The sequence below is a fragment of the uncultured Caballeronia sp. genome, assembly GCF_964243625.1.
Taxonomy (GTDB): domain Bacteria; phylum Pseudomonadota; class Gammaproteobacteria; order Burkholderiales; family Burkholderiaceae; genus Caballeronia.
Map to the genome: position 1 here is coordinate 1 of NZ_CAXTGZ010000288.1, position 7,417 is coordinate 7,417.

The 7,417-nt window shown below is 60.3% G+C and carries 6 protein-coding genes and 1 pseudogene; 5 read left to right on the forward strand and 2 right to left on the reverse strand.

Annotated elements, in window-relative coordinates:
* A pseudogene (locus ACFFAR_RS19095) lies at window positions 1–204 on the reverse strand (phosphomannomutase/phosphoglucomutase); the annotation flags it as partial.
* A 533-nt stretch (window positions 205–737) separates the two neighbouring features.
* Between ACFFAR_RS19095 and ACFFAR_RS19100 the strand changes: the two are divergent.
* From ACFFAR_RS19100 to ACFFAR_RS19120, 5 genes are read left to right on the forward strand one after another with little or no spacing between them, the layout of a single operon-like run.
* Entirely contained in the window at window positions 738–1,994 is a 1,257-nt protein-coding gene (locus ACFFAR_RS19100) for an oligosaccharide flippase family protein (protein ID WP_375508275.1), read from the forward strand.
* Window positions 1,991–2,791, forward strand: a complete 801-nt coding sequence (locus ACFFAR_RS19105) for a glycosyltransferase (RefSeq protein WP_062000073.1) — start codon at window positions 1,991–1,993, stop codon at window positions 2,789–2,791. The genes ACFFAR_RS19100 and ACFFAR_RS19105 overlap by 4 nt, the downstream gene beginning before the upstream one ends.
* Before the next feature lie 26 nt (window positions 2,792–2,817).
* Entirely contained in the window at window positions 2,818–3,984 is a 1,167-nt protein-coding gene (locus tag ACFFAR_RS19110) for a glycosyltransferase family 4 protein (RefSeq protein WP_082771310.1), read from the forward strand.
* A 24-nt stretch (window positions 3,985–4,008) separates the two neighbouring features.
* A complete protein-coding gene (gene galE, locus ACFFAR_RS19115; protein ID WP_375508276.1) occupies window positions 4,009–5,043 on the forward strand; it encodes a UDP-glucose 4-epimerase GalE in 1,035 nt (344 codons plus the stop codon).
* A 31-nt stretch (window positions 5,044–5,074) separates the two neighbouring features.
* Complete coding sequence (locus ACFFAR_RS19120; RefSeq protein ID WP_062167423.1) at window positions 5,075–6,190, forward strand: glycosyltransferase; 1,116 nt, start codon at window positions 5,075–5,077, stop codon at window positions 6,188–6,190.
* Between the two features lie 37 nt (window positions 6,191–6,227).
* On the opposite strand, the gene ACFFAR_RS19125 is transcribed toward ACFFAR_RS19120, so the two are convergent.
* Window positions 6,228–7,049 carry an alpha/beta fold hydrolase gene (locus ACFFAR_RS19125; protein WP_062000077.1) on the reverse strand — a complete coding sequence of 274 codons (822 nt, stop codon included), beginning with the start codon at window positions 7,047–7,049 and terminating at the stop codon, window positions 6,228–6,230.
* Between the last annotated feature and the right edge of the window lie 368 nt (window positions 7,050–7,417).

Sequence of the window (7,417 nt, forward strand, 5' to 3'; positions counted from 1 at the left end):
CAATGCGCCGACGAGTTCGGGGCCGGACAAGCGGCCATCGCGCGCGACGACGACCGAGTCGCCGCCAAGTTTGCGGATCTCACTGCCGAACGCGCGGCCGATGTTGCGTGCAACGCCGGCATCGACTGTCTTGCCCACGATCCCGCGAATGTCGTAAGCCTTGAAAATGGACTGGGTAACTGATGCTTGCGGTGACTGGCTCATGGAATGGCTACCTGACTAATAATTGAAATGGTTCCGGGGCATCCCGAAGCGTCCCGGGTCACGAAGACCCTGTGATGCAGACCTGCTTGAAACTTGCGTGTTTCTACTCTTTGCCGGCCCGGAAACGATACCCGGACGGAGCGCGAAAAATAACGAAAGAAATGGGCCCGGGCGGTTCAACCTGCGCCCTGGCCGCCTGTCCGTTCGCGGTCGAGTTCGTCAAACGCGCTTATATATCACGAGCGGGCGGTATCGGACCACGCGTTTGCGCACACTGTTCGCACCTATAATCGCAATCTTTCGAAACCCGGGCCGCCCGGACACGTTCCGCGTCTGCAAGGTCATGCGAACCTGCGCAAATATTCTAATCCAATGCTCCGACGCTTTTTCATAACGAACAACAAAGGCGACGGCAATCGCCTCGCTGATTGGCCGGACAGCGTGCCCGAAGGTCTGCACCATCGGATGATGTCAGCAATTCGCATGCCCGTTCCTGACAATTTCATCACGCCAGCGGCGAGCGCCAGCCACGCATGCTGAAACGGATATCGAACCCGGACGTCGCCCGCGCGCTCGCGAACATCGTCTGGCTGGGGCTTGAACGGCTTACGCAGATTGCCGTGGCGATCGGCATCAGCGGGTTGCTTGCGCGCTATTTCGGCCCCGATGTATTCGGCAAATGGCAATACGCGAACACGCTACTGCTCGTGATCGCGCCGATCACGTGGGTCTGCGGCGCGGAAATCCTCGTGCCGACTATCGTGCATCGCGATCCGAAGCAGATCGGCACCGTGCTCGGCAGTGCGTTTGTGCTGCGCATCGGCATCTCGGCGGCGGCGCTCGTCTTGACGTGGATCGGCATTGCGGCAGGGTTCACCGATCCGCTCGTCGGTGCGATGCTCGCCGGCCTCGCCGTGACCATGCTGTTTCGCGAACCGTTCGTGGGCGTGATCAACGCGTGGCTGCAAAGCATGACGTACAGCAAGCCGCAATTGCTGACCAGCATGGTCACGGCCATCCTGAAGGCTGGCCTCGTGTTCCTGCTGGTGCGCACGGCCGCAAGTCCGGCGCGTTTCGGCTGGCTCTGGGCGCTGGAATCGGCGGCTATCGGCGGCGTATTGCTGCTGTATTACATACGCCGCAATGGCGGCACGCTGGGCTGGCATCTCGACCGGTCGCTCTTCAAGCATTTCGCGAGCGCCGGCACGGTGTTCTGGCTCGGGCTGATCTGCATGTCGGTGTTCATGAAACTCGACCGGCTGATGCTGGAACGCCATATCTCCTTCGCCGATCTTGGTGTGTACTCCGCCGCGCAGCAACTGAACGAAAACTGGATCGCGCTCGCGCTGATGCTCGCGCAGACCATCGCGCCGGCGTTCGTCTACAAGGTGAGCGATGCCTTGCAATTGAAGCGCAATATCATGCGACTTTTCGCAATGACCGCCGTGCTGATGATCTGCGGCGCAATCATCCTCGATCTGCTTGCAGCGTTCATCATTTCGCATGTGTTCGGGCCGGCGTACACGGCTTCCATCGATATCTTCCGTTGGGCCGTCTGGCTCTCGCTGCCAGCAGGTATAGAAGCGATTGGTAATCTGGTCGTGCTCAAATACCAGGCGAAGTTCGTATTGCTCGCGAAGTGGCTGCTGGCGCTGGTGGTCGCGGCAATCGTCAACCTGATCGCGATTCCGCGCATGGGCAGCTACGGCGCGCTGGTCGGACTCGCCGCGGGATATCTTGCGGCGGCACTGGTGAATCTTTACTACATCCGCTTCCGGCTGCAGACATGAGCACGCCTTTTCTCGACGATGTGGCCGTGCTGCTTCCGGCGTTCAATGCGCAGCACGATGTGGAGCGTACCCTCGCATCGTTTTGCGAACGCGCGCCGGTGCGGGTGCTGATTGTCGATGACGGCAGCCTGCCGCCCATCGTCGCGCCTGCGGTGGCTAACATGACGGTCGAAGTGCTGCGCATGCCGGGCAATGGCGGTATCGAGCGGGCATTGCAGGCGGGCATGGATGCGCTGGCTGCGCGCGGCATCAGATACGCGGCGCGTATAGATGCGGGCGATCTCGCGACGCCATACAGGCTCGAAAAGCAGCGCGAACATATGGAAACGCATCCGCAAACGGCCGTACTAGGCATGTGGACGCACGTGGTCGACATGGAAGGCGCGCCGCTCTTCGACTTGCAGCCGCCGACCGGACCCGCCGATATCCGGCGTGTCATGCTGATGCGTTCGTGCTTCACGCATCCGTCGCTGATGCTGCGCGTGGACGCCGTGATCGGCGCAGGCAATTACCGCGCACAATACCGGGCGGCCGAGGACCTCGATCTGATCCTGCGTCTTCTGCAACATCACGATGGCGCAAATCTCCCCGAATTCGGCGTGTATTACGAACTCAATGAACACGGCATCAGCGCGACCAGACGCCGGACACAAGTGTGGTCCACGCTGCGGCTCCAGATGAAGTATTTGCGTGCGACAAACCTGCCGGACTGGATCGGCGTGGCGAAGAACGTGGCGCACCTGGTGTTGCCCTATCGCGCGTTGCGTTCCCTGAAAACACGCCTGCTCGGTGCTTGAAACAACGCCTTTTTTAAATGGAAAGAATGAACGCAGAGACCTCCCGCCTTCGCATTGCCCTCGTCTGCAACACCGCCTGGGCGATCTACACCTACCGGCGCGGTTTGCTGCGAATGTTGATCGAACAGGGCGCCGAAGTGTCGATCATCGCGCCGCGCGACCGCACGTTCCCGCTGATGGAAGCAATGGGCTGCCGGTGTGTCGACCTGCCCATGGCGTCGAAGGGAACGAATCCACGCGATGACCTCAGGACGCTCGCCGCGCTGTATCGCGAATACCGCGCAGCGCGTCCGCAAATCGTCTTCCATTACACGATCAAGCCGAATATCTATGGGACGATCGCCGCGAAGCTCGCGGGTATTCCATCGATAGCCGTGACCACCGGCCTCGGCTACGTGTTCATCCAGCAAAGCGGAACGGCGAACATCGCGAAGAAACTCTACAGGTTCGCGTTCCGCTTTCCGCGCGAAGTCTGGTTCCTGAACAAGGACGACCGTCAGGCTTTCATCGATCAAAACCTGCTCGTCAAGCCTGAACGCGCGCGACTTCTGCACGGCGAAGGCGTCGATCTCGACGAATACGCTTTCCAGCCGCTACCGCGCGCCAACCCGCAGACGGAAGGCTTTTTTTTCGTTTTAATTGGCCGCCTGCTGTGGGATAAAGGCGTGGCGGAATACGTCGAAGCCGCGCGCCGGATTCGCGCGAAATATCCTTACGCGCGCTTCCAGTTGCTCGGGCCGGCCGGCGTGGACAATCCCAGCGCGATCACGCTCGACGAAGTCCAGGCGTGGCAGCGCGAAGGCGTCATCGATTATCTCGGCGAAGCGACCGATGTCCGCGCGTTCATCGGCAACGCCGATTGCGTGGTCCTGCCGTCGTATCGCGAGGGCGTGCCGCGAACGCTGATGGAAGCATCGGCGATGGGCCGCCCGATTGTTGCGACCGATGTCCCCGGTTGCCGCGAAGTCGTTGAAAACGGCGTGACCGGTTTTCTCTGCGAAGTGAAAGACCCGGACAGCCTGACGCAACAATTGGAACGCATGCTGCTCGCAAGCCATGCAGCGCGCGCCGAAATGGGCGTGGCGGGCCGCGCCAAGGTCACGCGGGAATTCGACGAAAACGGCGTCGTCGAACGTTATAAAGGCACAATACGCGCGATTACCGGATTCTCGGCGACCGGCGTCTCACTTTAAAAAGCACCTCCGGGAGCGACACTCATGACTGAACAAACCAACGAAAAAGGCACCATTCTCGTGACCGGCGGGGCGGGTTTTATCGGCTCGCATACCTGCGTGGAATTGCTGAATGCGGGATTCGGCGTTGTCGTGATCGACAACCTCGTGAACAGCAACGCGCAATCGCTCAAGCGCGTGGAGCAGATCACCGGCAAGACACTCGCGTTCTATGAAGCGGACGCCCGCGACGAATCCGCCCTCGCCCGCATCTTCGACGAACATGCAATCACCGGCGCGATTCATTTCGCGGCGCTGAAGTCGGTGGGCGAATCGGTCGCTAAGCCGATCGAGTATTACCGCAACAACGTGGACAGCCTGCTCGTGCTGCTCGACACGATGCGTGCGCGCAACGTGAAGAAGATCGTGTTCAGCTCGTCGGCGACGGTGTATGGCATGCCGAAGAGCGTGCCTATCGACGAATCGTTTCCGCTTTCGGCGACCAACCCCTACGGCCAGTCGAAGCTGATCGCCGAGCAGATCCTGCGTGACCTGGAACTCTCCGATCCGACATGGCGCATCGCCACCTTGCGGTATTTCAATCCGGTCGGCGCGCACGAAAGCGGTTCGATCGGCGAAGATCCGGCCGGCGTGCCGAACAACCTGATGCCGTACGTAGCGCAAGTTGCGGTGGGCAAGCTTGAACGACTGCGCATCTTCGGCAGCGACTACCCGACGCCCGATGGCACCGGCGTGCGCGATTACATCCATGTGGTGGATCTGGCGCGCGGCCACATCAAGGCCATCGATGCACTGCAATCGCTTGACCGCAGCTTCGTGGTGAACCTCGGCACGGGTCACGGTTACAGCGTGCTGGACGTGGTGAAGGCGTTCGAGGCGGCGTCGGGCAAGCCGGTGCCGTATGAGCTCGTAGCGCGCCGTCCGGGCGATATCGCCGAGTGTTATGCGAACCCCGCCGCCGCGTCCGAACTGATCGGCTGGCAGGCTGAACATGGCATCGAGCGGATGTGCGCCGATCATTGGCGCTGGCAGTCGCAGAATCCGAAGGGCTTTGCCTGACCCGTCCCGTTCTTTTTAGTGATTATTTTTCATGCTTAGCTTCGCGCTCGGTTTTCTGGTTTCGCTGTTCATCACGCTGTTGATCGTGCGGTTTGCACATTTGCACGAAGGCATCTCCGGCGACACCGATATGACCGGCGTGCAGAAGTTTCACGCGCGGTCGGTGCCGCGCATTGGCGGCGTCGGCATACTGTTGGGGCTTGCCGTCTCTGCCGTGCAGCTTCGATGGAGCTATCCGGCTGTATCGAGCGGGATTCTTGCCGTGGTCGCGTGCGGTTTGCCCGCTTTCTTTTCGGGGCTCATCGAAGACCTGACCAAGCGCGTGACGCCCGTCGTACGCCTGGTCTGCACCATGGCCGCCGCCGCGCTCGCGTATTTCCTGCTCGGCATTGCAGTGACGCGTATCAGCGTGCCGCCGCTCGACTTCCTGCTGACCTATGGCGTGATCTCGTGTCTCGTGACCGTGATCGCGGTGGCGGCGCTGGCGAACGCGATCAATATCATCGACGGCTTCAACGGCCTTGCATCGATGGTCGCGTTCATGATGTTCGCCTCGCTCGCGTACGTCGCGTTCCAGGTCCACGATCCGATCGTGTTGTCGGCTTCGTTGATCATGATGGGCGCGGTGATGGGCTTTTTCATCTGGAACTTCCCGGCGGGCCTGATCTTTCTCGGCGATGGCGGCGCCTATTTCATCGGCTTCATGCTCGCCGAATTGTCGATCATGCTCGTGATGCGCAATCGCGATGTATCAGCGTGGTTTCCCGTGCTGCTCTTCATGTATCCGATCTTCGAGACGTGTTTCTCGATCTACCGGAAAAAATTCATTCGCGGCATTTCGCCGGGCATTCCCGACGGCGTTCATCTGCACATGCTGGTGTACAAACGCCTCATGCGATGGGCCGTCGGGGCGCAGAACGCACGTGAGCTCACGCAACGCAACTCGCTGACATCGCCGTATTTGTGGTTGCTGTGCCTGATCGCCGTGATTCCCGCCACGCTGTTCTGGCGGCATACGGTGCACCTGTTTTGCTTTGTCGTGGTGTTTGCATTCACGTATGTGTGGCTGTACGTGAGCATTGTCAGATTCAAGTCGCCGCGATGGATGGTGTTTCGCCGCGCGCACCCGGTGAAGCACAAGCCATGACACGCAATGCGCCGGCTCTCCAGCCGGCGCGTGTCTTTTAGCTCGATGCAAATTCCAGCAAGTCCGCGTTCACCTTGTCCGCTTCGACCACGCACATGCCGTGCGCGCCGCCCGGATAGACCTTGAGCGTGGCGTTCGGCACGATCTTCGCTGACATGCGTCCGGCTGTGTCGATAGGAACGATCTGGTCGTCATCGCCATGCAGGATCAAAGTGGGAACGTCGATCTTCTTCAGGTCCTCGGTGTAATCCACTTCCGAAAACTCGCGCACGCACGCGTAATGCCCCACGATCCCGCCAAGCATGCCCTGCGCCCAGAACGAATCGATCACACCCTGTGATTTCTTCGCGCCCTCGCGGTTATAACCGAAGAAAGGCAGCGCCAGGTCCTTGTAGAACTGAGAGCGGTCGGCGGCGACGCCGGCACGGATGCCGTCGAACACCTCCTTCGGCACGCCGTTCGGATTGCCTTCGGTTTTCAGCATCAGCGGCGGCACGGCGCCGATCAACACTGCCTTCGATACCCGCCCCGTCCCATGACGCCCGATGTAATGCGCAACCTCGCCGCCGCCGGTGGAATGGCCCACAAGCATGGCGTCCTTCACGTCGAGCGCATCAAGGACCGCGGCCAGGTCATCGGCGTACGTGTTCATGTCATTGCCCTGCGCCGGCTGGCCGGACCGCCCGTGGCCGCGCCGGTCGTGCGCAATGACCCTGAACCCCTTCTGGACCAGGAAGAGCATCTGCGAGTCCCACGCGTCCGCATCCAGCGGCCAGCCATGCGAAAACACCACCGTCTTGCCCGACCCCCAGTCCTTGTAAAAGATCTCCGTGCCGTCCTTCGTCTTGATCGTGCTCATCGAACGTGCTCCTTAAGGTGAGATTGCGCGTTGCGTCCACGTTGAGAATCGCCGCCTTGGTGTGCGCAACGCGAGGGACCTGCAAAGGCATTCGTACGTCCTCGTCATGCGACAAAACTGCGCCGCTCGTGCGGCGTCTTGGTGTTGATCAATGTCCGGGATGTGCGCCGCGTGCGGCGCGAAGTGCCTCAGGTTACGGCAGGAACGTGTCATTGAAAAGACTTGCAAAATCAATTGGGATGCATGAGCGGACGACTCCTGATACGCGCTACCCGAATGAAAATAATTGTTTTTGCTGGAGTTAATCGAGGCTGTTAAACAGACCGGATTTTTACGTGAAATCGATATCAAGCTTTTTTTACCGGCGC